25 protein-coding genes and 1 pseudogene are annotated in these 25269 nt (G+C 60.5%); 10 read left to right on the plus strand and 16 right to left on the minus strand.

Features of this window, described 5'->3' with window-relative positions; genetic code table 11:
• Positions 1-11 precede the first annotated feature (11 nt).
• Positions 12-845: a metal-dependent hydrolase gene (locus K7431_RS03705; protein ID WP_012724687.1), complete on the plus strand. Its 834-nt coding sequence runs from the start codon at positions 12-14 to the stop codon at positions 843-845.
• Here K7431_RS03705 and K7431_RS03710 read toward each other — a convergent pair.
• Positions 842-2917: a PTS sugar transporter subunit IIC/EAL domain-containing protein gene (locus tag K7431_RS03710; protein ID WP_043205461.1), complete on the minus strand. Its 2076-nt coding sequence runs from the start codon at positions 2915-2917 to the stop codon at positions 842-844. The genes K7431_RS03705 and K7431_RS03710 overlap by 4 nt on opposite strands.
• Positions 2918-3170: 253 nt before the next feature.
• Here K7431_RS03710 and K7431_RS03715 point away from each other — a divergent pair, with 253 nt between their 5' ends.
• Positions 3171-3500, plus strand: a complete 330-nt coding sequence (locus K7431_RS03715; RefSeq protein WP_012724689.1) for a DUF6388 family protein — start codon at positions 3171-3173, stop codon at positions 3498-3500.
• 4 nt (positions 3501-3504) lie between these two features.
• On the opposite strand, the gene K7431_RS03720 is transcribed toward K7431_RS03715, so the two are convergent.
• The 8 genes and pseudogenes from K7431_RS03720 to tssA form a co-directional block, all read right to left on the minus strand.
• Positions 3505-4350: a serine/threonine-protein kinase gene (locus K7431_RS03720; RefSeq protein WP_012724690.1), complete on the minus strand. Its 846-nt coding sequence runs from the start codon at positions 4348-4350 to the stop codon at positions 3505-3507.
• Complete coding sequence (locus tag K7431_RS03725) at positions 4347-5090, minus strand: PP2C family protein-serine/threonine phosphatase (protein WP_052308671.1); 744 nt, start codon at positions 5088-5090, stop codon at positions 4347-4349. Before K7431_RS03725 ends, K7431_RS03720 begins: the two co-directional genes overlap by 4 nt.
• Positions 5057-7345 carry a type VI secretion protein IcmF/TssM N-terminal domain-containing protein gene (locus tag K7431_RS03730; protein ID WP_012724692.1) on the minus strand — a complete coding sequence of 763 codons (2289 nt, stop codon included), beginning with the start codon at positions 7343-7345 and terminating at the stop codon, positions 5057-5059. Before K7431_RS03730 ends, K7431_RS03725 begins: the two co-directional genes overlap by 34 nt.
• 15 nt (positions 7346-7360) lie before the next feature.
• On the minus strand, positions 7361-8218 hold the full coding sequence (gene icmH / locus K7431_RS03735; protein WP_043205463.1) for a type IVB secretion system protein IcmH/DotU: 858 nt from the start codon (positions 8216-8218) through the stop codon (positions 7361-7363).
• Positions 8218-8577: pseudogene (gene tssE, locus K7431_RS03740) on the minus strand (type VI secretion system baseplate subunit TssE); the annotation flags it as partial. The pseudogene tssE and the gene icmH, both read right to left, overlap by 1 nt.
• 14 nt (positions 8578-8591) lie before the next feature.
• Positions 8592-10067 carry a type VI secretion system contractile sheath large subunit gene (gene tssC, locus K7431_RS03745; RefSeq protein WP_012724695.1) on the minus strand — a complete coding sequence of 492 codons (1476 nt, stop codon included), beginning with the start codon at positions 10065-10067 and terminating at the stop codon, positions 8592-8594.
• A gap of 27 nt (positions 10068-10094) precedes the next feature.
• Positions 10095-10592, minus strand: coding sequence for a type VI secretion system contractile sheath small subunit (gene tssB, locus K7431_RS03750; protein WP_012724696.1), 498 nt, complete (start codon positions 10590-10592; stop codon positions 10095-10097).
• Positions 10593-10623: 31 nt separating this feature from the next.
• Complete coding sequence (tssA, locus tag K7431_RS03755; RefSeq protein WP_012724697.1) at positions 10624-12177, minus strand: type VI secretion system protein TssA; 1554 nt, start codon at positions 12175-12177, stop codon at positions 10624-10626.
• A gap of 497 nt (positions 12178-12674) precedes the next feature.
• On the opposite strand from tssA, the gene K7431_RS03760 reads away from it, so the two are divergent.
• Positions 12675-13190 carry an Hcp family type VI secretion system effector gene (locus K7431_RS03760; protein ID WP_012724698.1) on the plus strand — a complete coding sequence of 172 codons (516 nt, stop codon included), beginning with the start codon at positions 12675-12677 and terminating at the stop codon, positions 13188-13190.
• Between the two features lie 52 nt (positions 13191-13242).
• On the opposite strand, the gene K7431_RS03765 is transcribed toward K7431_RS03760, so the two are convergent.
• Positions 13243-14064 carry an aldo/keto reductase gene (locus tag K7431_RS03765; RefSeq protein ID WP_012724699.1) on the minus strand — a complete coding sequence of 274 codons (822 nt, stop codon included), beginning with the start codon at positions 14062-14064 and terminating at the stop codon, positions 13243-13245.
• A 106-nt stretch (positions 14065-14170) separates the two neighbouring features.
• On the opposite strand from K7431_RS03765, the gene K7431_RS03770 reads away from it, so the two are divergent.
• Entirely contained in the window at positions 14171-14665 is a 495-nt protein-coding gene (locus K7431_RS03770; protein WP_012724700.1) for a DUF1543 domain-containing protein, read from the plus strand.
• An 83-nt stretch (positions 14666-14748) separates the two neighbouring features.
• Here K7431_RS03770 and K7431_RS03775 read toward each other — a convergent pair whose 3' ends face one another.
• Positions 14749-15948, minus strand: coding sequence for a TPM domain-containing protein (locus K7431_RS03775; protein ID WP_012724701.1), 1200 nt, complete (start codon positions 15946-15948; stop codon positions 14749-14751).
• A 128-nt stretch (positions 15949-16076) separates the two neighbouring features.
• On the opposite strand from K7431_RS03775, the gene K7431_RS03780 reads away from it, so the two are divergent.
• Entirely contained in the window at positions 16077-16892 is an 816-nt protein-coding gene (locus tag K7431_RS03780) for an alpha/beta fold hydrolase (protein WP_012724702.1), read from the plus strand.
• Positions 16882-18024 (plus strand): PAS domain-containing sensor histidine kinase, encoded by a 1143-nt coding sequence (locus K7431_RS03785; protein WP_012724703.1) that lies wholly within the window; start codon positions 16882-16884, stop codon positions 18022-18024. The genes K7431_RS03780 and K7431_RS03785 overlap by 11 nt, the downstream gene beginning before the upstream one ends.
• Here K7431_RS03785 and dapF read toward each other — a convergent pair.
• A complete protein-coding gene (dapF, locus tag K7431_RS03790; RefSeq protein WP_012724704.1) occupies positions 18012-18815 on the minus strand; it encodes a diaminopimelate epimerase in 804 nt (267 codons plus the stop codon). The genes K7431_RS03785 and dapF overlap by 13 nt on opposite strands.
• A gap of 74 nt (positions 18816-18889) precedes the next feature.
• On the opposite strand from dapF, the gene K7431_RS03795 reads away from it, so the two are divergent.
• Entirely contained in the window at positions 18890-19399 is a 510-nt protein-coding gene (locus K7431_RS03795) for an AAA family ATPase (RefSeq protein WP_012724705.1), read from the plus strand.
• On the opposite strand, the gene K7431_RS03800 is transcribed toward K7431_RS03795, so the two are convergent.
• Positions 19380-20963: a L,D-transpeptidase family protein gene (locus tag K7431_RS03800; RefSeq protein WP_043205468.1), complete on the minus strand. Its 1584-nt coding sequence runs from the start codon at positions 20961-20963 to the stop codon at positions 19380-19382. The genes K7431_RS03795 and K7431_RS03800 overlap by 20 nt on opposite strands.
• A 41-nt stretch (positions 20964-21004) precedes the next feature.
• On the opposite strand from K7431_RS03800, the gene K7431_RS03805 reads away from it, so the two are divergent.
• Both K7431_RS03805 and K7431_RS03810 read left to right on the plus strand, forming a co-directional pair.
• Positions 21005-21718: a murein L,D-transpeptidase catalytic domain family protein gene (locus K7431_RS03805; RefSeq protein ID WP_012724707.1), complete on the plus strand. Its 714-nt coding sequence runs from the start codon at positions 21005-21007 to the stop codon at positions 21716-21718.
• A 32-nt stretch (positions 21719-21750) separates the two neighbouring features.
• Complete coding sequence (locus K7431_RS03810; RefSeq protein ID WP_012724708.1) at positions 21751-22497, plus strand: creatininase family protein; 747 nt, start codon at positions 21751-21753, stop codon at positions 22495-22497.
• Between the two features lie 658 nt (positions 22498-23155).
• On the opposite strand, the gene K7431_RS03815 is transcribed toward K7431_RS03810, so the two are convergent.
• Positions 23156-23497 carry a hypothetical protein gene (locus K7431_RS03815; protein WP_012724709.1) on the minus strand — a complete coding sequence of 114 codons (342 nt, stop codon included), beginning with the start codon at positions 23495-23497 and terminating at the stop codon, positions 23156-23158.
• A 46-nt stretch (positions 23498-23543) separates the two neighbouring features.
• Positions 23544-24188, minus strand: a complete 645-nt coding sequence (locus tag K7431_RS03820; RefSeq protein WP_012724710.1) for a hypothetical protein — start codon at positions 24186-24188, stop codon at positions 23544-23546.
• 132 nt (positions 24189-24320) lie between these two features.
• Here K7431_RS03820 and K7431_RS03825 point away from each other — a divergent pair, with 132 nt between their 5' ends.
• Entirely contained in the window at positions 24321-24593 is a 273-nt protein-coding gene (locus tag K7431_RS03825; RefSeq protein WP_012724711.1) for a hypothetical protein, read from the plus strand.
• On the opposite strand, the gene yfcF is transcribed toward K7431_RS03825, so the two are convergent.
• The gene (gene yfcF, locus K7431_RS03830; RefSeq protein ID WP_012724712.1) at positions 24568-25200 is read right to left on the minus strand and encodes a glutathione transferase; all 633 of its coding nucleotides are present in this window, start codon (positions 25198-25200) and stop codon (positions 24568-24570) included. The two genes, K7431_RS03825 and yfcF, sit on opposite strands and share 26 nt — an antisense overlap.
• Between the last annotated feature and the right edge of the window lie 69 nt (positions 25201-25269).

Raw genomic sequence — 25269 nt, forward strand, 5'->3', positions numbered from 1 at the left:
GAGCACGCAGCATGTTGCCGATCCGCCGTGACATCCATTTCACCCTGCCTGCCGAACGCATCAAGGACTGGCACGAGCAAGGCCCGTTCATCACGCATTTCTTCAATGCCCTGTCGCTGCTGTTTCCGCAGGGCGAGCTGTTTTTCATGGACAGCGTGCGCCACTACCGCCAGCGCATCGACGACCCTGAGCTGAAGAAAGAGATCCAGGGTTTTATCGGCCAGGAAGCCATGCACAGCCGCGAGCACGTGGCCTACAACGACCTGCTGCAAGCCGCGGGGCTGCCCGCGCACGCCCTGGACAGGCGCCTGAAGTTCATCCTCGACCTGCAGAAAAAACACTTGCCGGCGTCCTTCAACCTCGCGGTGACCATTGCCCTTGAACACTACACGGCGATGCTTGCCGAAATCCTGTTGAGCGACCCGTCGCGCTTCGGCGACTCACTCAAGGGCTACCAACAGATGTGGTACTGGCACGCCTTGGAGGAAACCGAACACAAGGCGGTGGCGTTCGACGTCTGGAACAGCGTGATCAAGCCCGGCCCCAAGCGCTACTTGCTGCGCACCGGGACCATGCTGTTCACCACGTTGTTATTCTGGCTGGTGGTGTTCGACTTCCACGTGCGCCTGCTGATTGCCGACCGCAAGTCGGGCGGGCACCTGAAAGGCTTCTGGCGCATGCTGAAGTTTCTGTATGGGCCCAAGGGAGTCTTCCCACGCATGCTGGTGCCGTGGCTGCACTACTTCAAACCCGGCTTCCACCCCTGGGACCACGACAACCGTGCGCGCCTGGCCGGTATCGACGCGCTGGTCGAGGACATCGAGCAGGTCCGGCGCGGTTACTAGCCCTGCGCCAGGGCCTCGCGCTCACGCACAAAGCCTTGCAACTGATCGTCCGGCAGCGCCTTGCTGAAATACCAGCCTTGAATAATCAAATCGGCACCCGTATTCAGGAAGGCCAGCTGCTCGGCCGTCTCCACCCCTTCCACCACCACGCCCAGATTCAACGCCTCACAGAAGCGCAGCATGCCGGTCATGACCTGGGCGCCCTTGGGGTCATGCTGCGCCACCACAAAGCTACGGTCGATCTTGATGAAGTCCACGGGAAATTGGTGCAGGTAACTCAGGGCCGAGAACCCGGTGCCGAAATCATCGATATAGACCTTGGCACCGATGGCTTGCAGCTTCTGAATGGTCTGGCGTGTGACCTGGATATCACTCACCAGCGCATCTTCGGTGATTTCTACTGAGACCTGCCCGCGGGCCTGGGCGAGGATGTCCACCAGGCGTTCGCCATAGGCGGCGTCGGTCAGGGTCGCACTGGAAATATTGATGGTCATCGGTAAGCTGAAACCGAGTTTCTGCCACTTCTGGTACTGGCGAACCGCCTGGGATGCCACCCATACATCCACATCCGGCATCAAATGCGCCTGGGCCAGCCACTGCAGGAACTCCCACGGTGAATGCACTTTGCCGTCGGCATCACGGGCACGCATCAGTGCTTCACAGCCGGTGCACAAGCCAGTGCGGGTCGAGACCTGTGGCTGGAATTCAAGATAGAACTCGTAGTCGCTGATCTGCTGGATGCGGCTCAGTTCATTGGCCTGGCGCGCCAGGGTCTTGTGGGACGCGAGCACCGGGTCCAGCTCGCGCAGACGGCCCTTTTCCTCAAGGCCACGGAAGGTCATGTCCAGGGACTTGAGGTACACCGTGCCCCCTTCGGTGGCCTGGCGGTGGATCGCGCGCACATACGGCGCATACACCAGCGTGCCCAGCCCCAGCAGCGCCACTTGAAGGCCCACCGCTACCCAATCACCGTGGGTGCTCAGATAGGCATTGAGCAGCACCGGCGCCGTAAACGGCACGCTGACCACCGCCGGCGACACCCACCCCATCTGCACCACCGTCAACGCCAGCATGGCGTTCAACGCGGGTACGATCAGAAACGGTATGAACAAACGCGGGTTAAGGATGATCGGCAAACCGAACAACAGTACTTCACTTACATTGAACAGTGAGAGCGGCAAACTCGCCACCGCCAACAGGCGCATGGACTGGCTCTTGGAGAACAGCAGGATCGCCAGCAACAGGCACAATGCGCCGCCCGAGCCACCGATAAACGCAAAGCTGCCCAACAGACCGCCGTTCAACACATACTTGATCGGCTCACCCGCCGCCAGTGCAGCGCTGTTCAGCACCACCGCCTGATCCAGCACATTGAACAGCGGCTGCATGGCGTACACGCCGTGGATTCCGAAAAACCACAGCAGTGAATTCATCAAGGTCACAAACAAACCGCTGCCGTATGGCGACTCCAGGGCATCGAGTACCTGGGGCCCTTGGAGCTGTGCCACATAAGGGATTTGCAGCAGCAAGGACAGCACGCTCACCAACGCCAAGGCGGTGATGACGCCCGGCACGACCATATTGATGGTGCCCCGCAGGTTGTGCCCTACCAGCTCTTCGTTGACCAGCCGAGTCCAGCGATAACGGTGCAGCCAGGCAATGGCCGGCACATTCAGCAGCGGCGAGGCAATCGCAATGAACAGCACGAAGGTGGCTGAGGCCCGGGGGTAGTCACGCAGGATAAACGTCGCAACCACCACATGGGCCAGGCACAGGAACGCGACGGGCAGCTGTGGGAGTCGATGCTGGATCGCCAGCATATAACCAATCGAAGCGGCTACCAGCAGCGGGATCACGGAACTGATCTGGTTGTGCAGCCCGGCCAGGAACGTCACCCAATGCGGGTCGAAGCCCAGCACGCGGGCAGATTCAGACAAGATCAGAAAGCCCGCCGACACCAGCAGGCACGGCAGGATCCACAACAGCCCTTCGCGAATCGCCCGCAGCGACTCGGTGCCGGCCAGGGCGGCCAGGCGCTGGGTGAAGAAAAGTTTGAACAGCGTTTGCGCCATGACCCATCCCTCTGCCCATCGCCCACTGTCCTTGGAAGGCAGGGCCGGAAACACCGGGCTAACGCTACACGTCCAGGCACGATGAGCGAAAGCCTTTTGCCACGCATCTAAGTGATTTTTCCGTATTGGATGACAGGCAATTCCGTGTTTTTTCCAAATAATTGAATGTTCCGACCTGGGCCAATGTCCGAATCTGCTTCAATGGGCATTATCCGAGTGTCACCCTACCGTTGCCTTTGTTTGGAGTAAGCCCTTGTCACAACCCGGTGATAACCATCAGCTCGCGCTGGACAGATTCCTCGACGAACATCCCGATGTCGCCACTGAACTTAACACCCTGAACCCGCTGGCCGCCCAGGCCAAGGGCGAAACCCTGGCGCAATACCGTGCCGAACGGCTGCATGAAGCCTTCGAAGCGGAAGCCGAGCGCCAGGGCCTGTTTGCCTGGGAGTTAACCCTCAAACTGACCGCCGAATCCGGCGAAGCCTTTGAAGCCCAGCGCCTTGAGGTGCATAAGGAAGTGGCGCAGATGGCCGGCCTGAGTTGGGTCGAATACTGCCAACTGCATGACCTGGCCGATTGACGCGTTACCCCAGGAACCAGCGACGTCGCCTGCCGCCCAGGACTTCGCGCAACTCGGCGACACATACCCTTCGCTGCTCCGGGTCCATCGCCAGTGCGGCGCACAACGTTGGCCAGCAATGCCTGGGCAGTTGCCGAGGTCTCGGCAACCGCTGATTGCGCTGGCGCTCGCCGGGACGCCGTCCCTCGGCCAGCTCATACAACACACACGCAACCCCATACAGGTCCGCGCTGGCTGACGGCAACCCTCCGGCCATCAGCTCCGGTGCCGCATACGCAGGCGTCCAGGCATTCAAGCGACTGCGGCTCAAACCCGGTAAACCAACCCCTACCTGTGCCTCGGCATGGCCCAGGCCAAAATCAAACAAGCGCACCCCCTGCTCCCCCACCATGATATTCGCCGGTTTCACATCGCCATGCAGGACGCCTTGCCGATGCGTGTAAGCCAGCGCATCCAGCAATTGCACGGCCATCGGTTGCAGCTCCTGCCACGGCAGGCCTTGCGGGCGTTCCGGGAGCATGCGGTCGAGGGTCAGGCCGGGCATCACTTCCATGGTGAAGAATGCCACTTGGTGGGCCGTGTCTACCTCGAAAGAAAATGCGCGCACCACGTGGTCATGGCGCAGGCTGCGGGTCAGGGCGAACTCGCTGTACAACAATAAATGCGCATCGGTGCACGCGGAGAGTGTCTCGCCCAACAGCTTCAGCGCCACACGGCAGTCCGGCTCGCCGAACGCTTCATGCAGCAGGTCCCGGGCGCGATACACCACGCCCATCCCGCCTGAACCGAGGATCCGTTCAAGCTGATAGCGGCCCGCAAGCAGGCTCGGCGGGCCCGCTGCTGCGTTCATGGCTGGACCACCACGGCGGTCAGGTCATCTTTCGCCGCCGCCCGCAACGCGTCGCTGAACAAGCGCTCCACCACCTTGCGCGGCGTACCCGCACTCATGGCGCTCCCCAGCTCACTGTGGCTGAGCCCCTGATACAGGCCATCACTGCAGAGTAAAAACACATCCCCTGGATGGGCACAGAACTCCAGTATCTCGAGGCTCAGTGGCTGTCGGGCACCAATGGCGCGTGTGAGGGCCCTGGCGTCCGGATGAGCCCGAGCGCGTTCCAGGCTCAGTTGCTGCTTATCCATCAGTTGTTGCTGCAAAGAGTGGTCGCGCGACAGTTGATACAGGCACTGACTGCGCCAGAGGTAGCATCGACTATCACCTGCCCAGATACAGGCTGCACGGTCGTGTTCAAGTAACAGTACAACCACCGTACTGCCCATGATGCCCGCCAGGCCATCGGCGGCTTGCAATTGGCTGTCGAGGTCGCGCAAGCAGCGTCGCACCGCGTCGATCCGTTGCTCGAAGCCCCCATGGGCTGGCAGTGCGGCAAGACTGCTGACCACCCGTTGACTGGCCACATTCCCGGCACGATGGCCGCCCATGCCATCGGCGACCGCCCAACACCCGTGTTGCGGGCAATCAAGCCATGCATCCTCGTTGCGCGCACGGCCCTTGCCTTGCGCCGTGCGCCCTGCACTTCGCCAACGCAGCGCCCGGTTCACAATTGCTCCGGCAGGCGGAAGGTGCGCCATGTCGCGATCTGGAAAGGGCTGGGGTTACCCTGGCTGGTGAGCAGGTAATTAGCACGGAGGCCAGCCAGGTCGGCCTTGAGTATCTGCGCGTCCCTGCCGCTGGCAGGCTCGCTTTGCATCAGCTCGAAGAACCGGAACAACGACCAGGTGCCACTGTCTTTTTCGATGCCCAATGGCCGCTCGGCGCCGCGTTCCAGCACCAAGCTGGTGCGCCCATTTCCGGACGCGTTCGGCCAATGGAACACCATCGGCACGATCGGGCCATGCCGGTACTCCAACTGCTGACTGCCCACCTGCAACGTTGCCCGGCTGACGGCTTGATCCAGGCTATAGGGCGCCAGCGTAAACCTGACGGCCCAATCACCCCGCTCCTCGTTGAAAAAACCTTGGCGAATGGTCTGGGCCCTGGTCAGTTGGTCCAGCAACGAACGTGACATCGGCAAGCTGCGCCCCTCCAGGGCGCGCAAGCGATAGCGGGTGCCCTCGACACTGACAAACGGCCGCAGATAACCGTCATAAAAACGCTCCATGGCCCCCTTCGGTTTGAAGAACGCCTGGAAATCGTCCAGGGCGACATCGCTGCCAGCATGGGCGTTGAACGGGTAGCGGTGTTGGATCGCCTTCGTATAAAAGCCGTACACCTCGCTTTGATAACGCTGATTCACGTACCCATAGGCGTTATCAAGCAGGTGGCGCCAGCTTTGCTCGGCAATACCTTCGAACCACCCCCTGAGTGGTTGCGGCAAGCGCGCTGCCGCATCACGCAGGTTGCCCAATAGCGGCTGCTGCCCATCCATCCGCTGCCTGGCCAGCTTGAACGCGGCCTGCTCCGGTGAACTGTCCCGGCTCAGTGTCGACAATTGCAGGTACAGCTCATCGAGCAGGCGCAATGCCTGCGTCAACTCGACCCCGGGGTTCTGCTCTTCATCGAGCAACTGATGCAGAGGCTCGAAGCGGCGTTGCAACGCGCGCCGGGCATTATCGGGCAACGCTTGGCGCGGTAACGCCTTGGCCAGCGCGCCGGATACCTTCTCGCTTGACTCTGCGACCTGTTGGCTCACCGTACCCAGTTGCGCGAAAACCACGCGATTGAACAGGCCCTGGACAAAATGGGGACGTACATCGCCGCTCTTCGCACCGGTCAGGTAGAACCCTCGCAAACCGTTGATACGCTGATGGCGATGGGCGGAAAACGCAGCCTCGATAAACACGCACAGACAGTCGCCGAGGCGTGCAACCTGCCGAGGAAAATCCAGCATCCGGCCACGGCGCTCAAGGTTTCGCTCCTGGTGCAAGCGCGGGATCAACTCGGCTCCCAGGCGTTGCAGCAGGGCTTCGAATGCCTCGCGCACCTGCTCAATATCAGTGCCGGCCGGGCCTGCAACCAGGCGCTCACCCAGCACATCTTCGGTGCTGTCGCCCTGCAGCGCATCAAAGAACTCGGCAAACCCAGCCAGCCGATCAGCCTGGGTCAATACCAGGTAAACCGGCACATCCACATGCAGTGTCTGCTGGATATCCTGCAAGCGGGTACGCACGTGACGCGCGTGAAGCTCCAGGTCGTGTTCACTGCTGCGCAAAAGCGTGTCGACGCACAGCGTCACCACCACGCCATTGAGCGGCCGTGTTCTGCGCCACGCCTTGAGCAGGCCCAGCAATGTCGACCATCCCGCCCCATCTACCGCGGGGTCAGGCTGGTCCAGGTAGCGGCCGGCCATCTCGACCATCACGGCTTCGTCGGCAAAATACCAGTCACAGTAAGCCGCAGTACCTGGGAACGCCGCTTCGGTCCGATCGAGCGGAGCCTGCAGGCCACTGGCGGCCAACAACGAGGTCTTGCCGCTGCTCCGCTCGCCAATCAACAGGTACCAGGGCAGTTCATTGCGCCAGCCCTGACGGTGCTCACCGTAGCGACGAGAGGTCTTCAACGTCAGCAGGGCCTCCTTGAAACGCCCCCGTACGTGGCTTATTTCGTTGTTGACCAACGCCTGCCGCTGATGACGGTCGAGGTGTTCAGGCTGATCCGCCCGAGCGGAGCGGCGTGCGCCCACCACGACCATCGCCAGCCCCCACAGCAGCAACAACCCGCAGATGGTCAGCAAACGGGAGGTCGGGCTTTGCCAGAAACGGTAGTCATCCACCGCCAGCAAAGGCCCCAAAAACCACACCAACAGCGTACTCGAGAGCACCAGTAACAGGCTCCAGACCCAACTCTTGCGCAGCACCGCGCCCGCGCCCTTGAAGAATGCGTTCATACCTAGCTCCCAGCGTTACAAGGGCGTCCGAGACGGGACTGACACCGAAGATTGAAAAGGTTGCAGCGCCGTCATGCGCTCCTGGCCCAACATCCAGGCGAACCCTGAATACATCGCGAGCAAACAGGCCACTACACAGATGACGACCCAGGTGGTGGAGACAAGGCGAATCCGCGCCTGAGAGGCCCTACCCGTTTCCGGCGAAATGCATACCGGCAGCCGATCACCGCGCACATGCCTGATCTGGCGGTACACCGCATCGTGCAGGGTTTCAAGCTGCACCCGCCCCCGCTCCATGACGCGATATTTACCTTCGAAACCCAACGACAGGCACACGTACATAAGCTCCAGCATGGCCACATGCTTGACGGGGTCGCGGGACAATCGCTCCAGCAGTTGGAAAAATTTTTCACCGCCGAAAGTTTCGTTATGGAAGAGGCTCAGCAGGCTGGTCTTCGACCAGTCGCTACGACTGCCCCAAGACGTCGTGACCACAGCCTCATCAATGACACTGCACAGCACATAACGCGCCGACATCACCTGACTGTTCTCTACGCCTTGGTGCAAGGCACGCGCCTCAAACGCGTTGACGCCCGATGACAGCTGTTCATTGAGTGCCTGCAGGCTTTCCCGACCAGGACCGGCCTTGAGCTGAACAACCTGCAACAAGAGCTCCCAGGCGGCTGCCAATAAAATATTCGAACCCATCTTGAATGGCGGTGCGCCCTGCAGGTGGGCGGTATAGATCATGCGGTCTTCCAACTGCTCGAAGCGAGGCGGCGACGGGTAGTCCGTGACGGCGCCCCGCACCGGGCCCAACCCTTCACGGTCAAGCAGCACGGTTTTTTCATCCTGCGGGTATTCACTGTCCATAACCGCGCGGTAAACACCACGGGTTGCTCGGCACCCTTGATCACCAGTGTGGCTTCGATAGCGAACGCCAGGGCCAACGGATCATGATCCCGTGGCAATGTCTTGACCCGCACCTGCTTCAAGCGCGGCTCGTAGGCGCGGATAAATCGCTCGATCAACACGCGCGACTGACTCAATGATTCATGCAGGCTCTGATTCATATCATTAAGGTCGGGCAAGCCGTAGTCGGGCAGTGTCTGCACACTGCCCGCACGGATGCTGAGCATTTTCCCCAGATGGAGTGCAACCGATGTCACGCCACACGCCCGGGTCGTCGCCGGACGCTCGAGTCGCTCGAAAAGGCTTTGGTAGTGGGGCATTCCCTGGCCTCGGCTCATTCTTTATCGAGCTTGCCAACCAGGGACAGCGTGAAATCCGCCCCCATGTACTTGAAGTGCGGTCGCACACTCAGGTTGACGCGATACCAGCCAGGCTCACCCTCGACATCACTGACAACGATGCGTGCTGCGCGCAAGGGGCGCCGCCCGCGCACTTCGGCACTGGGGTTTTCCTGGTCGGCGACGTACTGGCGAATCCATTTATTGAGCTCCAGCTCCAGGTCGGTGCGCTCCTTCCATGAACCCAGTTGTTCGCGCTGAAGGACCTTGAGGTAATGGGCCAGGCGATTGACCACCATCATGTAGGGCAACTGTGTTCCCAAGCGGTAATTCAGCTCTGCTTCCTTGCCCTCGGGGCTGAGGCCGAAGTGTTTCGGCTTTTGTACCGAGCTGGCAGAGAAGAACGCGGCGTTGTCACTGCCCTTGCGCATCGTCAAGGCAATGAAGCCCTCTTGCGCCAGTTCGTATTCACGACGGTCGGAAACCAGCACTTCGGTCGGGATCTTGGTTTCAATCTCCCCCATGCTGTGGAAGTGATGCAACGGCAAGTCTTCTACCGCGCCACCGCTTTGCGGGCCGATGATGTTCGGGCACCAGCGAAAGCGCGCGAAGCTATCGGTCAGGCGCGTGGCAAAGGCGTAGGCTGTATTGCCCCACAGGTAATGTTCGTGGCTGTTGACCACGTTTTCCTGGTAGGCAAAGGTCTTGACCGGGCATTCGAGGGGGTCATAAGGCGTACGGAGCAAGAAACGCGGCACGGTCAACCCGATGTAACGCGCGTCCTCGCTCTGGCGAAAGCTTTGCCATTTGGCAAATTGCGGGCCTTCGAAATGGTCCTTCAGATCTTTGAGATCCGGTAAGCCGGTGAAGCTCTCCAACCCGAAGAACGCTGGCGCGGCTGCGGCGATAAAGGGCGCATGCGCCATGCAAGCCACACTGGAAGCGTATTGCATCAGCTTTACATCAGGCGCGCTGGGCGACAGAAAATAGTTGGCAATGATCGCGCCCACAGGCTGACCGCCAAACTGGCCGTATTCAGCACTGTAGATATGTTTGTACAAGCCCGACTGGGTCACTTCCGGTGAGTCTTCGAAGTCTTCCAGCAGGTCTTGCCGGGAAACGTTCAAGAGTTCGATCTTGATGTTTTCGCGAAAGTCGGTGCGATCCACCAACAACTGGAGCCCTTTCCAGGACGCTTCCAGGGCCTGAAAGTCCGGGTGGTGCAATATCTCGTCCATTTGCAGACTGAGCTTGGTGTCGATCTCGGCAATCATCCGGTCGACCAAGCGTTTTTTTACCGGCTCGCCACGGTTCTGCGGCTTGATCAACTCTTCGATAAACGCCGAGACACCCCGTTTGGCAATGCCATACGCTTCGTCATCGGCACTCAGTAGCGTCTGGGCAACGATGTTGTCGAGGATGCTGTATTCATCAGCGGTTTGTGCCGGTAGCGCGTGTTGTGGTGTGGTCATGCGGTCAGTGTCCTTTTACTGAAAATGTCAGGCGTCCGGGCTGCCCAGGCCCAGCTCGGCCAGTACCCGCGCGCGGGACTCGTCATCGGCCAGGGCCTGTTCGATGGCCTTGCGAAAGCTCGGGGTGTTGCCCAGTGGGCCCTTGAGAGCCATCAGTGCCTCGCGCAACGCCATCAGCTTGTGCAACTCCGGAACCTGCTCAACCAGGTTCGCGGGATTGAAATCCTTCATGGCGTTAATGCGTACCTGAATGGCCAGCTCCTCAACGTGCGCATCCTCCTGCAGACGATTGGGCACATTCAGCGTCAGGCTCAACGCCTGTTTGGCCAGCACGTCATCAAGGGTGTTTTTGTCGATCGCGATGGGTTTGCGATCTTCAAGCTTGCGCGCGTCCTCACGTTGGGTGAAATCTCCCAGCACCAATAGTTTCAACGGCAGTTCGACTTCTTCCTGCGCCCCGCCGATGGCGGGTTTGAACGTGATATTGATACGTTCCTTGGGGGCTACCGAACCTTCTTTGGCCATGGTGTCTCTCCTTTTCAAGTGGCTCGAAAGCCTATTCAAGTACCGCTTCCAGATCGAAGAGGCACAGCCTGCGATGGGTGTCTTCCTTGCGCTCGCGCACGGCGTGGTTTTGTGGCAACAGGTCGCAGCAGCGGTAGAGAAGCTGTGTCACTTGAAGGGCCAGCTCCGGCTCCCAGCGCTCCAGGCCTGTGTGTTGCAGTTCGTGGTCCAGCTGTTCGAGCTGGATCTTCGCCAGCTCATGCTTGCCCGCCAATACACACAGACGCGCTTGGGCCAACCGCCAATAAAAACGTGCGCGATCACTGCGAGCGGCATACATGCCTTGTTTGAGTTCATGGATGGCGGCCTTGAGCCCGTCCTTGCGTAAGCGGGTTGCGACCGCCTGCAAGGCGATCTCCCACGGCTCGGCGTCGGCATCAACTATCAATGCAGGCGATTCGGGTATTTGCAGGTGACGGGTAACTTGCAGCGCTATCCAGTCACGGGTCGCGGGGCCGGCAAAAGGAGCCCCGTCGTGAAAGCGAAACTCCGCCAGGTTTGGCAAACGTTGCAGCAACAGAGCGAAGGTCACCTCCAGCTCAGTCATGGCCTGCTCGGCCTGCATGGCCTCCAGGCATTCCCAGAGCATGTGCAGCCCATCGAACCAGAACATCGCACCGGCGAGACTGGCTTCAAGTTCGAGCACCAGATCGGCGTGATGACCTTGGGCAAAACGCTCCTGATAACGCTTGAGCTTGTCGGGAGCGGGCCCACGCAGGGCGGTGAGCCGTTCGTTGTCGGCATCCGGATAATTGGCCAGCGCCAGCCAGGTCAATGTTCGGTTCAGGCGAAAAGCGCGCAGGTCGGTGGCGTTCTGACGCAACCACCATACGCACAGCGTGCGCGCCTGTTCCTGCAAGGTGCGCAACAACCTGTGGGCGTCTTTTTCGTTGTCCACCCGCGCTTCGGGCTTGAGCAATTGGGTGGTCGCCTGCTTGACGTGCGCAATGACACCACTCAGCCCTGCGACCGGGGCGTCGTCCTGCGCAGCGCGCTCCAGTCGCTGAGCCAATTGCCTGCGAATCGGCAACAACATTGGCGCGGCATCCCCCAAGTACTCGGCCCACAGCTCATCGAGGCGTATCAGGTGTTCAAGCACCGCCTGGAACAAAGGCTGCTGGTTCTGGAGCGGCAGGCTTAGCGTGAACAAGGGCTCAAGGCGCAACACCAACCATCCGAATGCCGCGCCACGTGTGCGTGGTTTTCCGGGGTGGACCTCAGACCAATGATGCTCGCAGAAATAGCGCAACAACCCGAGCCCGGCCAACAACCCTGGGTAGGATTCCCTCTGGTGCAGCGCCCAGGTCAGCCAAACGGCGACCCGCAGGTCCTTGGATTGCTGGCGCAACAGGATTTCGCCAGCTTCCAGGACCTTATGCCAATCGGGTTGACCACTGCCATGAATTGATCGTGCCTTGGCAAGCTCGAACTCCAGGACCTCATATTCACTCGAAAAGCGCATATCACTGCCCGCAAAACTTGTTGGCATGCAGGGCGACCGTGCAAGTTCAAGGTAATAATCATACAGCTTGTCCGAATAAGCCATTTGGCACCGCACGCAACTAAACAAGAAAAAACAAGACAATAAGTCCACAAAAGACCAACTAAGCACATTTAATGTGCGCCTCAGAAAGTCATCTTCGCATCGCTGGAATTCCTGCGAAGCTCACGAACCTTAGCCATGCCTAAAACATTCAGCAAGCGACGGAGCCACACTTAATCCTTTTCCTACAAACGCCTAAACACTGGGACTGCGCAGCATTTTGCGCACTCACCACCCACATAAACACCCGATATCCCCACCCACCTCAACAGTTACAAAACAACTTAACTGAGCAATTAAATGCGCACCGTTGCGCAATCAAATACTTAACCAACCCCATCAATCCTGACTAATCACACTGAAAATTCGAACTTATAGAATGCAACACCCTTGTTTTATTGCCCCCCACACTTTCAGGCACGTTTCTTGTTATAGGCACTTGCCCAGCCGATGCAGTTGTCGGTTGGAACTACCTCATCAATCAGGCAAGGAAACCCGTCATGCCAACACCCGCGTATCTTTCCATCACCGGTGTCAAACAAGGTTTGATTACGGCAGGCACGTTTACCCAGGACTCGGTAGGTAATATTTACCAAGAAGGCCATGAGGATCAGATTCTGGTCCAGGCTTTTGCTCATCAAGTGATCATCCCGCGCGACCCACAATCCGGCCAGCCAACAGGCCAAAGGGTCCATAAACCGTTGATGATCAGCAAAGTGTTCGATAAGTCCTCGCCCTTGCTGTTCAGCGCGTTGACCAGCGGCGAAGAGGTCAAGTGCCGGCTCGAATGGTTACGCACCTCGTCGGCCGGCACCCAAGAGCACTACTTCACGATTGAACTGGAGGGGGCAACCATCGTCGACATCCAGTCGCGCATGCCCAACTGCCAGGATCCGGACAACGCCCATTTCACCCACTTGGAAGATGTGTACTTCACCTATCGCAAGATCGTATGGACCCACGAAGTGTCCGGCACTTCCGGGTCGGATGACTGGCGCAGCCCGGTAGCGGGCTAAACCGCTTTAACGCAGGTACGGCGCCAGGGAAGGCGCCGTACCTGCCATCCCGCTACACCATCGCCAACGGGTGCTTGCGCTTGGGAGCGCCAAACACGCGATCGATAGCATCTAGGTCGTGTTCATCCAGCACGAGTTTGGCTGCGGCTGCGTTGAGTCGCACGTGTTCCGGGGTGACCGCCTTGGGGATCGCGATCACACCGTCCTGGCGCAATACCCAGGCCAGCGAAACCTGGGCCGGTGTCACCTCGTGGCGATGGGCGATCTGCTTCAGGGTCGGGCTGGCCAACAGCTCGCCACCCTGAGCGATCGGGCAGTACGCCATCAAGGGCAAGTGATGCTGTTGCCACCAGGGCAGCAGGTCGAATTCGATGCCGCGCTCTTCGATGTTGTAGAGCACCTGGTTGGTGGCGCAGGCCGGAGAGGCGAGTTCCTGCAGGTCGGCCACATCGAAATTGGAGACGCCCCAGCGGCCGATCTTGCCGGCTTCGCGCAGGCGCTCGAAGGCCTCGACGGTTTCTTCAAGGGGATATTGGCCGCGCCAGTGCAACAGATACAGATCGATATAGTCGGTACCCAGCCGCTGGAGGCTCGCTTCACAGGCATGAGGCACGCCCTTGTGGCTGGCGTTGTGCGGGTAGACCTTGCTCACCAGGAAGACTTGGTCGCGCCTGCCACGGATGGCTTCGCCCACAACCGTTTCGGCGCCGCCCTCACCGTACATTTCGGCGGTATCGATCAGGGTCATGCCCTCATCGATGCCCAGTTGCAGCGCCGCGACTTCGGCGCGCTGCTGGTCGGGGTTCTCGCCCATGCGCCAGGTCCCCTGGCCGATGACAGGAACGGGGACGCCCGCCAGATCAATGGTACGCATGACAATCTCCTGATGAGTTCGCGGATTAACAGTGTGGCATTGGCCGGACAAAAGGGTTCAATCGAAGTATGGTTACCCTCTGCCAAGATGCCAGGAAGGACCTGCAATGCTGTTTGTCGTTATGCTCGGGGGCAAGCACCCACGGGCGAAAATCGAAGTGCACGATGTGGTGTTTGCTGTGGCGGACACGCTGGAGGCTACCTACCCGCAATTGCGTGACGGCTGGTTCGGCAGCCCTAAGGGTATGCATATCGATGCATGGATGGGGGTGGATGGCGTTGACGGCTGGAAAGTCGAGTTCAGCCCGCTGGCGCCTGCTGCCGGCGCGCATCACCTGTACTTCCTTAACCTCGGCGGTTATGAAGCCAACAGCTTTGGCGAAGCCCACCACTACCTGTTGGTGGTGGCGCGCAATAAACAGGAGGCCACCCGCCAGGGCAAGCAACAGATGCTGCGCCATTGGTCCCAGGCCCACACCGATGGGGTATTGGACCTCGACGACTGCCTGCCCATCGACCTGGTGGACGGTCGATATGTCCACCTGGTGCAGGGCCCGCACCGGCCAATCCTGCAGCAGAACGACTACATCGTCCTGGCCTGAACAACCGGCGTTGAAGGAATCGAGCCGTTTAACATACGTTTGAGCTTCAAGAGAGGGTTTGGCTAAACGCCGCGCTCACGGTTTTACCAGCTCCCGGACGCCCCGCCGCCGCCACTGGAACCGCCTCCTCCCGATGAACTGCTACTGGAACTGGAGCCGCTGGAGCTTGAACCGGAACCGCCACCCGAGCCCGAGCCCGAGCCCCCACTGGAGATGCTCTGGACAAACACGATAAACGCCACGATTGACGCGGCCGGTATCGCCAGTAACCAACCTTGATAACCATGCCCGAGCAAAACACCCACCCCCGCGTAAATCGCCAACACCGCCAGAACACGCACGATGAAGAAGCGCGGGCTTTTTCTTAAGGACTCGCGGATAACGAAAAACAGCCCTACGTACAGCCCCAACACCAAGGCACCACCAAACGGCCATGCCAGCCAATGGACCAAGTTGACTTCAACGAAGTGGTTCACTCCCAGCACCGCGACGATATACGCCAGCAGTCCTAACACGCAGTAAAACACCCCACGCGCCAGCCACAATGCGCCGAATGTTGCGCCGCCGATCAGCAGCGTCAGGGGCAGCACCAGCAGAAACACCAGCCAGTCACGGCCGCCGCCAAAAATAGCCAGCAGCACCGTGACTGCCACGGTGGCAATCAAGGCACGGCGCCACTGCAACTTGCCGGCTGCGATCAGCACACCGCCAATTGCCCCGACGATGAACGCCAGCAATACGGTAATCGTCTGGGGATTGAACGCAGGGCCCGCAACCGGGGGCAATTCACCGCCGTCCACCAGCACGACCAGGTCATTGACGCCTTGGACAACCCCACCCGCATAGTCACCCTGGCGAAACGCCGGGGTGATGTGTTCTTCGATGATGCGGTGAGCGAGCAAATCGGTGACGCTGCCTTCCAGGCCGTAACCCACTTCGATGCGCACCTTGCGGTCGTCCTTGGCAACAACCAGCAGGATGCCGTCGTTGACATCCTTACGTCCTAGTTTCCAGGCGCGGAACAGTTGGTTGGCATAGTCCTCAATGCTCGCGCCACCGGTACTGGGTACCAGCAGTACGGCGACTTGTGCGCCTTTGCGCTGTTCAAGGTCGGCAAGCTGGTTTTTCAGACGGGTGGTGGTGCCGGCAGCCAGCGTGTTGGTGAGGTCAATCACCCGTTGGTCGAGGGCTACACCGATAGGTGACGTATCCGCGTGGACGGTGGCAAGCAGGCTGATCAACACCAGCAGACTCAAGACGGATTGCCGCACACGCTGCATCATGTTTTGTTACCTGAAGTTTCTTCCTGAAGGCGCCGACTTTACCTTATCGGCGCTATAACGCGTGACCCAAAGCGTTTGACTATCTAAACTGCCCGCACGCATAGCAATACGCCATAACCGGGAAGCCCATGGACCTACTCCATCGTAACAATGTCAGCGTGATGGGCTCCGGGACCTCGACCCTGGTGTTTTCCCACGGGTTCGGTTGCAACCAGGCCATGTGGAACTACCTGGCGCCGCACTTCCTAGAACGCTTTCGCGTCGTGATGTATGACCTGGTAGGCGCGGGCCTGTCTGACCTGAGTGCCTTCGACAAGGCCAAGTACAGCACGCTGGACGGTTATGCCCGGGACCTCAATGAAATTATCGATGCCTATGCCGTCGGCCCCGTGATCCTGGTGGGGCATTCGGTGAGCGCGATGATCGGTGCCCTCGCCGACCGCCTGGCTCCGGGCCGAGTCGCGGCCCATGTCATGATCGGGCCGTCGCCGCGCTATATCGATGACGACGGGTACATCGGTGGTTTCAAGCACAGCGATATCGACGACTTACTCGATACCCTCGACAGTAACTACCTCGGCTGGTCAAGCGCCATGGCCCCGGTGATTATGGGCGCGCAAGGTCAATCGGCGCTGGGTGTAGAGTTGACCGAGAGTTTCTGCCGCACTGAACCCGAGATCGCCAAGCAATTCGCGCGGGTCACGTTTATGTCGGATAACCGCCAGGATGTGATCGGCTTGGCTACCCCGGTACTGATCCTGCAATCGACCGATGACCTAATCGCTCCCGTGGCCGTAGGCGAATACCTGCACCGCGTGCTGCCCAACAGCAGCTATTGCCTCGTGGACAACATCGGCCATTGCCCGCACATGAGCGCGCCACAGGCCTGCGCTACGGCCATGGACAGTTTCCTGGCCCATTGGGCGGCTGCACGTGCAAGCTGACCTGTTCGACAGCGCGGCCTGCGCCCTGGCCGTCACCTCGGAAGACGGCATGATCCTGCAAGCCAATGCGCGCTTCAGTGAATGGCTGGGGTTCAGCACTACGGAGCTGTGCGGCAAGCGTTTCCAGGATTTGCTGACCATGGGCGGGCGCATCTTCCACCAGACGCACCTGGCCCCCATGTTGCGCATGCATGGCAGCGTCACCGAAGTGAAGCTCGATATGCTGCACCATGACGGGCACAAGGTCACCGTGCTGCTCAACGGCATCAGGCGTGAACACGCCGACGCCGTGGTGTACGACCTGGCCCTGTTCGGCACCACCGACCGCGACAAGTACGAACGCGAGCTGCTCAACGCGCGCAACCTGTCCGAAGCGCTGTTGCAGGAAAAAACCGCCGCCGAACTCGCCTTGAAGCAAGCCCAGGCCGAACTGAGCGAGGCCTATACCATTTCCCAACGCCGCGCGTTGTTCGCCGAGCAGATGGTGGCAATTGTCAGTCATGACCTGAAAAACCCACTCACGGCCATTCGCATGGCGTCCGACTTCCTCAGTCGCGGTGAACGCACGCCCAAGGAGCAGCAGTTGCTCGGGCATATTGGCCAGTCGTCCGAGCGTGCCCAGCGCATGATCGCCGATCTGCTGGACTTCACCCAGGCGCGGGTCGGCCAGGGCATCGTCATCAAGGCCACCTCCATGGATTTGCATAGCGTGATTCATCGCACCGTGGATGAACTGCGCGTGGCGTTCCCCAAGGCGACGCTGGAGCACCACGCGATTGGCAGCGGCAACGCCCATTTGGACGCAGACCGCGTGCAACAGATCATCGGCAACCTGGTGGCCAACAGCGTGGCTTATGGCGATTTGCAACGGCCGATCAGTATTACCTCGCGCCTGGGCGAAGGCCGCTGCGAAGTGTCAGTGCACAACCACGGCGCAGCCATACCGGAGGCCTTATTGGCCGGGCTGTTCGAGCCTATGACCCGCGGCACCGACCAGGGCAGCGATGTGCGCAGCGTGGGCCTGGGCCTGTATATCGTGCGCGAGTTGGCCAAGGTACACGGTGGGGATGTGGCGGTGAGTTCCTGTGCAACCGGCGGCACCACCTTTACCGTGACATTTCAAGGCACGTAGGCGCTGCCCTGCATCACCGGCTCCACACTGCCGGTCAATACCACACCGCCCTCGCCCGTCCACTGCACGGTCACCGTGCCGCCGTCGCACTGCACCTGCACAGTGGCATCCAGCAGCCCGCGCCGGATCCCATTGACTACCGCCCCACAGCAGCACGACCCCGACCCCAACGCCACACCGCCACCGCGCTCCCAGATGCGCAGGCGGATATGGCTACGGTCGAGCACTTGCACGAAATGCACATTGGTCCTGGCCGGGAACAGCGGATGAATCTCCAACGCCGGGCCCAGGCCTGCTACGTCGACAGCCGCGATGTCGTCGACGAAAAACGTACAGTGGGGGTTGCCCATGCTGCACGCCGCCGGGCTGCCTTCGACAGGCAATGTCAAGGTGTCCATCGCGTCGGACAGAGGCACGGCCGTCCACTCCAGCGAGGGCTCGCCCATGTCCACCGACACTTGCCGCCCCGGCGCACGCACGCAGGTCAGCAGGCCGCGGTCGGTACGCAGCACGATCGAATCCTTGCCGGTTTCATGCATCAACCGATCGGCCACGCCACGGGTAGCGCTGCCGCAAGTGGCCAGCGGCGTGCCGTTGGCGTTCCAGAAGCTGATACGTGCGGCCGCCTCTTCACAATCGTACACAACGGCCAATTGGTTGAAGCCGATACCGGTGTGACGGTTGCCCAACTGACGGGCAATGGCCGCGGTGATCGGATCGTCCAAGCCACGGCGATCAATGATGATGAAGTCGTCGCCGTGGGCGTGCATCTTTACGAACGGCAAAAGCATGGGCTGTCCTGTGGTCGACTCATGGGGGAACTGAAGGATACCCTGAACACGCACGCCTTTATCGAGAGCCCCCCATGCTAATTGTCTTCAGCGGACTGCCCGGCACCGGCAAGACCACGATAGCCCGTGAACTGGCGCGCCGGACCGGTGCGATTTACCTGCGTATCGATGTGATTGAACAGGCGATCCGCGATGCCGCCGTGCTGGCCGGCGATGTCGGTGCCAGCGGCTACAGCGTGGCAAACGCGCTGGCGTTGAGCAATCTGCAACTGGGCCACTGCGTGGTGGCCGACTGTGTGAACCCGGTCAAGGAAAGCCGGGATGCGTGGAAGGCTGTGGCGGCAATGGCAGCGGTCGAGTTGACGGATATTCTGGTGATTTGCTCTGACCGCCAGGAACATCAACGGCGGGTGGCAACCCGTAAAGCAGATATTCCCGGCCTGACGCCTCCCACTTGGCAGTCCGTCCTGGCGCATGAGTTCGAGGCGTGGGACGAGATGCCGCTGACGGTCGACACCGCCCTCATGACCCAGGATGAGGCTGTCGCGATGACGCTGGCGAACCTCAGAGCAAACTCCCCATAGCCTTCATCAACACCAGATCGCGCGCGTAAATATCCGGGGCGTACACCAAGCCGCCCTGGCGGTCGACCTCAACCGTCCAGTAGCCCAACAGCACCGGCACCGGCGTGGCAAGCCTGAACTCATGTGTCACGCCGGTGGCCAGCAATTCATCGGTGCGCGCGCGTTCGGCCGGGCTCACCAGTAAATCGCGCAGCAGCAGTGGTTGCTCGACCCTCACACACCCCGAACTGAACGCCCGCGGACCTTTGGTAAACAGGGGCTGGCTCGGCGTGTCGTGCAGGTACACCGAGTAAGGGTTGGGGAAGCGCATGACGATCTTGCCCAGCGGGTTACGCGGACCGGCTTCCTGGCGCAGCAGGATATTGCCGGGACGCGCCCAGTCGATTTGCTCGGGGGCCAACGGGTGGCCTTCGGCGTCAAGCACTTGCAGGTTCTGTTGGCGCAGGTATTCAGGGTTGAGGCGGATGGCCGGGAGTTTGTCCTCGCGCATGATGGTAGGCGGGATGGTCCACGTCGGGTTGAGGGTCAGCCGGGTGATGCGCGATTTGAGCAGCGGCGTCTGGCGTTCGGCGCGGCCGACTTGCAGGCGGGTCTGCCACACGGGGATGCCGCTCTGGTACACGCTCAGTTGCGCGGCGGCTACGTTGACCAATACGCCTTCGGGCTCCAGGTCCTGGGCCAGCCAGCGGAAGCGCTCAAGGTTGATGCGCAGCTGTTCTCGGCGGATCGCCGGGCTGATATTCAGTTCGGCCACAGTACCCGCGCCGATCACGCCATCGGCTTGCAAGGAGTGGCTGAGCTGGAAAGCCTTTACCGCCTTGACCAACTCATCGTGGTATTGCTTGCCGCTCGACGCCGTGGCCAGGTAGCCGCCGCTGATCAAGCGCCGTGCCAGCTCCGGTACACGCGGGTCTTCCATGCCGGGGCGCAACAGCGGGCCACTGCCGACCGGGTCCCAATGCGGCAACGGCTGCTGGCGCACAGTGGCATAGGCGTTGCGCAGGCTGCGGTATAAGTCGGCGCTGGGACGTGCCTGGTCGAATGCCTGGGCCATGTCTTGCAGGCCCGCGGCGGCAAAGGCCAGCACTTCAGTGTTGGGGTCACGGGTGGGCGGCTGCGAATGCCACAGCGGTTCGAAACGCGATTGCTGAAGACGTCCGTAGTGCAGGTCCCAGAGCGCTTGCAGGTAATGCTGGCTGGTACCGATATCGCTGCACAGCACGTTGGTCGTGGCATCCAGCGCAGGGAGGCTATAGTGGGTGGGGTCCAGGCCGTCATCGGCGAGCATCAGCAACTGTGTTTGCAGGGCTTGCCGGCGTTCGTCGGCAGACCACAGCGGCTCATCACCCTGCTGCTGATAAAAGGCTTGCAGACGCGCTTGGGCGGCGCCGTCGATCTGCGGCGCGAGGCTGGGGCAGACGCTGGGCAGTTGGGCCAACGCCTGTTGCACGGGGGCGGTATTGACCAGGGCCGGGGGTGCGACGGGCAAAGGCTCATCGGCTGTCGCGACCAGTGGTGCAACGAGCAGGCAAATGCTCAAGTAACATGCGTGTTTTTTGAACAATTGGCTTAGCTCCAATCCACAGCGGGGGGGATGTACTGTAGATGCTGACTTTATTGTGTCGCTTAGGCCTGATCGCCTTGTCCCTGGTTACGTTGAGCAATTCTGCGCTCGCGGCCAATGGGATTCCTCCTAACTTATATAGCAGCCTGGCGCGCTCGGCTCCAGAACTCAATCCCACTGTACTGAAAAGCGCCCTGAGCGCCATGCAGTGTGCCGTCAGTAATGGCGAGGAACGTTCCGAGCGCCTAGCGGTTATTGACTATTCACAGCCCTCGACCGCCCGTCGGCTGTGGATCTTCGATTTGCGCAAGAAGACCCTGGTGCTGCGCGACCTGGTCGCCCACGGTGCCAACTCCGGGGAAAACTTCGCCACCCAGTTCTCCAATCGCGAAGGCAGCCACCAATCAAGCCTGGGCCTGTTCCGCACCCAGGAGAGTTACCTGGGCACCCACGGCTACTCGTTGCGCATGGATGGCCTCGAGCCAGGCTTCAACGACCAGGCACGCGACCGCGCCCTGGTCATCCACGCCGCCGACTACGTCAGCCCGCTGTGGAGCAAGCGCGAAGGCCGTATCGGCCGCAGCCAGGGTTGCCCCGCCGTGCGCCCGCAGGTGGCGCGCCAGGTGGTGGATAAGCTCAAGGATGGGCAGTTCATGTTTTCGTGGTACCCCGACCAGCGCTGGTTGAAGTCCTCGACGTACCTCAATTGCAAACCCCAACAGGTGGCGAGTAGTCGTACAATCCGTGGCGGATAGCCTGTTCCCATCGATAAAAAAGAGAGCCACGCATGCTTCTACATCAATCCACCTGGATCGAGATCGGCCAGTTTCTGGAACGCAGCCGCACGGTGGTAATCCCCATCGGCTCCAACGAGCAGCATGGCCCCACCGGCCTGCTCGGCACCGACTGGATGTGCCCGGAAATCATCGCCCATGAAGCACAGCAGCACGCGGACATCCTGATCGGCCCGACCTTCAATATCGGCATGGCCCAGCACCACCTGGGCTTTCCCGGCACCATTTCCCTGCGCCCTTCCACCTTCATCGCCGCAATCGGCGACTGGGTGCGCTCGCTGGCCGGGCATGGTTTCGAGAAGATTCTGTTTCTGAACGGCCATGGCGGCAATATCGCCACCATTGAAGCGGCGTTTTCCGAGCTATACGCCGAAGCCAGTTTCGCCCGCCGCCCGGCCGGGTTCGCGCTGAAGCTGGTGAACTGGTGGGACCTGGAAGGCGTGACCGACCTGGCCCAACGCCAATTCCCGGTGGGCCACGGCAGCCATGCCACGCCATCGGAGATTGCGGTGACGCAATGGGCATACCCGGAGTCGATCAAGACCGCCGACTACTCGCCGCAAATCGCCAACACCGGGCCGATCCGTGAAGCACTGGACTTCCGCGCACGCTTCCCCGACGGGCGCATGGGCTCGGACCCGGCGCTGGCAACGGTGGAGAAAGGTGGGGAGTTGGTGGCGTTGGCGGCGCAAGGGTTGGTCAAGGCAGTCAACAGTTTCAGTAACGAAGCCAAACCCTGATCCCTATCTGAATCAAACTGTGGGAGGAGACTTGCTCCCGATAGCAGTGTGTCAGCTAATGCACCTATGACTGCCCCACCGCCATCGGGGGCAAGCCCCCTCCCACACTTAACCGAGATCGACAGTAAGAACCCGGCCAGCTCCAGGCCCGCCACTCTAGGCCGAGAGATCAATCAGCCCTGCTTTTGATCTACACCACTCAGGTCGGCTACCAGGCCGCCGTGCTCTTGCTTTTGATCTTGATCTGAGGCGCCCCGTCAAACACGCTGGCCGAACGCAGGCTTGAATCCGTGGGTAACCCGGCAGGACGCCGGGTTAACCGCCCCGCGCCATGGATGGCGCGTGGCGGCGGCCCACGGATTCAAGCCGGAGTGAGGGCACACCGAGCCTAGGCGAGGTGCCGAGTGTTGGGGCGAAGCGTTTTTGGTTACTTTTGGCGCTCTTCCAAAAGTGACCCGCCGTAAGGGCGGAACCCATAGCAGCCGTGACCTAAATAACGGATATGTACTCGTGCTGATCCAACATCCTGGTCAGCTGTCAGGCCGCCGACGGGAGCAAGCTCCCTCGCCACAGGGCCAGCGTCGTACCCAGCATGAGTCGACTGACACACCGCCATCAGGAGCCCCCCTGTCCCACATTGGCTATGTATTGCCTGGAATCACATGCATTCCTGCGCCGCCTGCTCCAACCGCGACGGCTTGATCGCCGACGCCAGCGGCTTGCGCTCATACAGAAACACCTTGCCGCCCTCCTGGGACTTATAGACTTCCAGCACATCATCGGCCGCAATCTTGCTGGTCAACACCACCTTGGCGTGGCGCGAGTTCTGCGTCACGGTCGAGGTGATCCCATGTTTTTCCAGCTTGGGCAGCACGCACTGCACATAGGCTTCAGGCCCCTTGCTGGTTTGCAGGGTCAGGGTCGGGGCGTTGGGGGCGGACACACAACCGGCCAGCCACAAGGAAGCAAAGGCCAAGGCCGGGGCGAAAAAAGAGCGCATGAAAAATTCCTGACAATAAAAATAAAGGTTCACATCAAGCCGCCCACTATCCAGCGCGAAGCAGCGCCTTGAGCGACACATCGAACTGCTTCAAAGCATCGAGCTGCACATCCCGCTGCTGCTCGATCTGTGCGGCAATTTCCGGTGCAGCCTTGTCATGTACCCACACCGACGGCACCTGCTTATGCACCGAGCCTTCGGCCTTGGCGATGTATTGCAGGTTCGCGTCGTAGAACCGCGCAATGAACCGCGCCTCGACCTGGTCGTTACGCTGGGTCAGCAGTTGGTTATGGGTGTCAAGCATCACCACCACATCGGGGTGAGCCTGCACCAAGGCATCCAGGCTGTCGTAGACCGTCACCGACAAAAAAGTGCCTTGCAGCGAACTCATCAACCAGTCGATGGCCAGTTCCGGGTCGGAGCTGTTGACGAACGCCTGACGGATGCGTCCGTCGAGGGCATCCTTGGCGCCATTCAAGGCCATGTCGTGGTAGCGTTCAAGGTAGCTGAGGTTGTCGCGGGTGTTATCGCTCAACAACACACCCACCGACTGCGCGTGCTGCAGGGATTCTACGCTAGCGCCGAGAGGGAGCAAATGGCCCGAACGCAGATCATCGGCACTTGCCGCGTTGTTGATCGCGACCGTGCCAAGCATCAACATCATTAAGACAAGCTGAATAAACGTCCTCATCGCGCATTTCCTTGAACAGCGTTTCGATGGGGTGATTTTTCCGCTTTTCCTGCAAAAACAGAACTTGCGATCCGTGATGGTGACTATTATCTGAACCGATAGTGCACCCATAAAACCTATAAGGACCACGCTATGAAGCCTCACCAGAAAACCTTCGACCGCATCCGCGAAGCCGTCCTACCGGAGTTTCGCGAGCGCGTCGCCGATTACCTGGTCGACTATGAAGACGTGCTGCAGGATGAGGCCGCGGGCGCTGATCAAATCAACGCCAGCGCCCAGCAATTACGCGGCTACCTGCGTGGCCTGAACACCACGCGGGTGCTGGGCATGGCCGACTGGGAGGACCTGGACCGCCGCGTCGTGCACATCACTGAACAGGCTACAGCGCAGGGCGTTGTTGATTGACCCACGCCTGTACCGACGGCCGCTGCCACTGACGCTGCGCGTACTCCACCAGCTCGGCAGGCACGTGGTCGCCGTTGAGGATCAGGCGATTGAGCATCACCGCCAGGTCCACGTCCGCGATGGACCACTCACCGAACAGGTAGGGCGGATTATTCGCCAGCAGCGCTTGCGCCGCACTGATCAATTTGGCGGCCGCCGCTTCAGCCTCGGCGCTCAGTGGGGGCATCTTCTGCCCGTAGAACACCACCAGGGTCGAGCGCTCCTGCCGAATCGGCAACAAATCGCTGCGCAGCCACGCCTGCACCTGGCGCGCCCTCGCCCGCTGCTGGGGGTCGGCCGGGTACACCGGGGTCTCGGGATAAACCTGCTCCAGGTACTCGGTGATTGCTGAAGACTCGGAGAGCGCAAAATCGCTTTCTACCAACGTGGGGACGCGCTGAGTCAGGGACAGGTGGGCGAAGTCGGCCGCGTGCTGTTGCGCGGCATCCAGGTCCAGGGTGAGCGTGTCGAACGCCAGGCCTTTTTCCCGCAGGGCGACAAACACCGACATGGCGTAGGGGCTGGTGTACAGATGATCAACATACAGACGCAACGGACGCTGGCTCATGACGAATCTCCTTGAAGGGAGCACCACGCTACGAGATGTGCCGCCAGAAAGACAATGCGCTGTTTTTAT

The sequence above is a fragment of the Pseudomonas fluorescens group sp. genome, from assembly GCF_020093335.1.
In the GTDB taxonomy this organism is placed as follows: domain Bacteria; phylum Pseudomonadota; class Gammaproteobacteria; order Pseudomonadales; family Pseudomonadaceae; genus Aquipseudomonas; species Aquipseudomonas petroselini.

What these genes read in the sequence shown, in the direction of transcription:
- K7431_RS03720 (WP_012724690.1), bottom strand. Translation starts at nt 4,350, where the DNA reads ATGAACGCAGCAGCGGGCCCGCCGAGCCTGCTTGCGGGCCGCTATCAG.
- icmH (WP_043205463.1), bottom strand. Translation starts at nt 8,218, where the DNA reads ATGGACAGTGAATACCCGCAGGATGAAAAAACCGTGCTGCTTGACCGT.
- K7431_RS03795 (WP_012724705.1), top strand. Translation starts at nt 18,890, where the DNA reads ATGCTAATTGTCTTCAGCGGACTGCCCGGCACCGGCAAGACCACGATA.
- K7431_RS03760 (WP_012724698.1), top strand. Translation starts at nt 12,675, where the DNA reads ATGCCAACACCCGCGTATCTTTCCATCACCGGTGTCAAACAAGGTTTG.
- K7431_RS03705 (WP_012724687.1), top strand. Translation starts at nt 12, where the DNA reads ATGTTGCCGATCCGCCGTGACATCCATTTCACCCTGCCTGCCGAACGC.
- K7431_RS03820 (WP_012724710.1), bottom strand. Translation starts at nt 24,188, where the DNA reads ATGAGGACGTTTATTCAGCTTGTCTTAATGATGTTGATGCTTGGCACG.
- K7431_RS03770 (WP_012724700.1), top strand. Translation starts at nt 14,171, where the DNA reads ATGCTGTTTGTCGTTATGCTCGGGGGCAAGCACCCACGGGCGAAAATC.
- K7431_RS03730 (WP_012724692.1), bottom strand. Translation starts at nt 7,345, where the DNA reads ATGAACGCATTCTTCAAGGGCGCGGGCGCGGTGCTGCGCAAGAGTTGG.
- K7431_RS03810 (WP_012724708.1), top strand. Translation starts at nt 21,751, where the DNA reads ATGCTTCTACATCAATCCACCTGGATCGAGATCGGCCAGTTTCTGGAA.
- K7431_RS03775 (WP_012724701.1), bottom strand. Translation starts at nt 15,948, where the DNA reads ATGATGCAGCGTGTGCGGCAATCCGTCTTGAGTCTGCTGGTGTTGATC.
- K7431_RS03805 (WP_012724707.1), top strand. Translation starts at nt 21,005, where the DNA reads ATGCTGACTTTATTGTGTCGCTTAGGCCTGATCGCCTTGTCCCTGGTT.
- K7431_RS03825 (WP_012724711.1), top strand. Translation starts at nt 24,321, where the DNA reads ATGAAGCCTCACCAGAAAACCTTCGACCGCATCCGCGAAGCCGTCCTA.
- dapF (WP_012724704.1), bottom strand. Translation starts at nt 18,815, where the DNA reads ATGCTTTTGCCGTTCGTAAAGATGCACGCCCACGGCGACGACTTCATC.
- K7431_RS03710 (WP_043205461.1), bottom strand. Translation starts at nt 2,917, where the DNA reads ATGGCGCAAACGCTGTTCAAACTTTTCTTCACCCAGCGCCTGGCCGCC.
- yfcF (WP_012724712.1), bottom strand. Translation starts at nt 25,200, where the DNA reads ATGAGCCAGCGTCCGTTGCGTCTGTATGTTGATCATCTGTACACCAGC.
- tssC (WP_012724695.1), bottom strand. Translation starts at nt 10,067, where the DNA reads ATGACCACACCACAACACGCGCTACCGGCACAAACCGCTGATGAATAC.
- K7431_RS03780 (WP_012724702.1), top strand. Translation starts at nt 16,077, where the DNA reads ATGGACCTACTCCATCGTAACAATGTCAGCGTGATGGGCTCCGGGACC.
- K7431_RS03765 (WP_012724699.1), bottom strand. Translation starts at nt 14,064, where the DNA reads ATGCGTACCATTGATCTGGCGGGCGTCCCCGTTCCTGTCATCGGCCAG.
- tssB (WP_012724696.1), bottom strand. Translation starts at nt 10,592, where the DNA reads ATGGCCAAAGAAGGTTCGGTAGCCCCCAAGGAACGTATCAATATCACG.
- K7431_RS03725 (WP_052308671.1), bottom strand. Translation starts at nt 5,090, where the DNA reads ATGGCGCACCTTCCGCCTGCCGGAGCAATTGTGAACCGGGCGCTGCGT.
- tssA (WP_012724697.1), bottom strand. Translation starts at nt 12,177, where the DNA reads ATGGCTTATTCGGACAAGCTGTATGATTATTACCTTGAACTTGCACGG.
- K7431_RS03815 (WP_012724709.1), bottom strand. Translation starts at nt 23,497, where the DNA reads ATGCGCTCTTTTTTCGCCCCGGCCTTGGCCTTTGCTTCCTTGTGGCTG.